We start from the raw sequence: 1,584 nt of genomic DNA, 5'->3' as shown, positions 1-1,584 counted from the left end.
TCGAGCGATCGTACGCCCCGCCTTCAATCCAGACCTGGTTCTGGTTAGCTTCACGGTATTGCCGAAGGATCTGCTGTATTTCCGCAATTGACCTGGCTTTCGTGACAACAGGACCCATTGCCTCGCGTCCTGCAAAATGGGGATGAGCGTGACCATCTCGAAAAGCGGGGAAAACAAATCCAGAGCCCAGGTCTATTTCTTGATCGGCGGTATCGAAAGCCCCAACGAGTCCGTCCGTGGCAAGCAGCTCGGTTGAGAAAGCGCGAGATGTGGGGTTATAAAAGCTTGCTCCCGTGAACTTTGTTATCAAGGCTTGGATGCTGAATTTTCTCTGAAATAGCAAGATGGGCAAAGAGACTCGTAAGTGACTTCCTCACCATCGATAGCCACTTGAGCTCCATCGAATACAAAGTCGCCGTTCACTTTCCGGCCGTTGAACATCGCTTTTTTGCCGCAGCGGCAGATCGTTTTTAATTCTTCGAGGCTGTGTGCGACCTCCAGCAGGCGAAGCGAGCCAGGAAAGCCGTTTGTCAGAAAGTCCGTTCTAATGCCGAAGGCTAGAACCGGAACATCATCCAGCACTGCTATTTCAAGCGCCTGGTCGACTTGGTCACGCGTGAGAAACTGAGCTTCATCAAGAAGCAGGCATGCAACCCGCTTCCCGGTTGCTTCGCGGGCCAAGGATGAGAGTCTCTGGAATTCGGTTCGTAGGTTTAATTCCGGGGTGACTAGGAAATCGACGTGTCGATCAACGCCCAGCCGGGACAAAATGGCCGTGTCTCCCTTGGTATCGACGGCTGGCTTCGCAAGCAACACCGACTGGCCACGTTCTTCATAGTTGTGAGCGGCCTGCAAGAGGGCGGTTGATTTACCGCTGTTCATGGCCCCGTGACGAAAATATAGTTTGCTCATAGCCCTTATATGCTAGTTGGATTTTTTGACTTCTCGGCTATGCAGCTCTAGCCTTAGATCACCACCAAATACAGGTCGTAGGGGAAGACGTACCTAGGTTTGGAGGTGATTGTATGTCTGAGGGCCTGGTGTTTTTGTACCTTGTGCCAAGTACTTTGCTTACCCATGTTGAATGGACCATTTCAGGAATCTCGGGAAATCCAACCAAAATCAACTGGGTCCAAAACGAGTCGAGCACTCCATCCTTTCGGGGAGTCTGCTCCTTTAGCGCTCCGGCTGATTCGGCTGAGACACTTGCCTCGGCCTTCATGAATCTCAAACAACTAACCTTTGAAGTCATTAGAGATGCCGGCCCCGATTGCGCCGGTGCCAGATGGTCCTTTACTCCAAGTCTTGGAATGTTTCACTGCCCAACTGATGAGGCTGGAAATTTAGTGGTTAGTGAGAACCAACTTAGAGCCGCGATGGAGCGGGCCGGCTCAAATGTACTAAAGCTGCAAGCGGAGTTAAGAAGATTACTCGGCCAGGCCTGGGACGACGAGCTAGAACCTTTTAGGGAGCTAGTTGGTGGAGCGGAAGGCAACCACGGCGTTGTGTCCGCCGAAGCCGAAAGAGTTACTTATGGCCAGAATGTTCGACCCCTCTAGATTTCTCGGGCTAGTCACAACATCC

Annotated in this window: 1 protein-coding gene and 2 pseudogenes; 1 reads left to right on the top strand and 2 read right to left on the bottom strand. The window is 51.9% G+C overall.

The window, feature by feature from the left end; all coding sequences use genetic code 11:
• Window positions 1–310, bottom strand: a pseudogene (locus tag WAO31_RS07225) (amidohydrolase); the annotation flags it as partial.
• A complete protein-coding gene (locus WAO31_RS07220) occupies window positions 307–912 on the bottom strand; it encodes a thymidine kinase (RefSeq protein WP_509591950.1) in 606 nt (201 codons plus the stop codon). The pseudogene WAO31_RS07225 and the gene WAO31_RS07220, both read right to left, overlap by 4 nt.
• A 113-nt stretch (window positions 913–1,025) precedes the next feature.
• Here WAO31_RS07220 and WAO31_RS07215 point away from each other — a divergent pair.
• Window positions 1,026–1,430 (top strand): annotated as a pseudogene (locus WAO31_RS07215) (DUF3145 family protein); the annotation flags it as partial.
• Window positions 1,431–1,584 lie beyond the last annotated feature (154 nt).

Origin of the sequence: Rhodoluna sp. (genome assembly GCF_049276775.1) — a bacterium.
GTDB lineage: Bacteria > Actinomycetota > Actinomycetes > Actinomycetales > Microbacteriaceae > Rhodoluna.
This window is presented reverse-complemented; position numbering and strand designations above follow the sequence as displayed.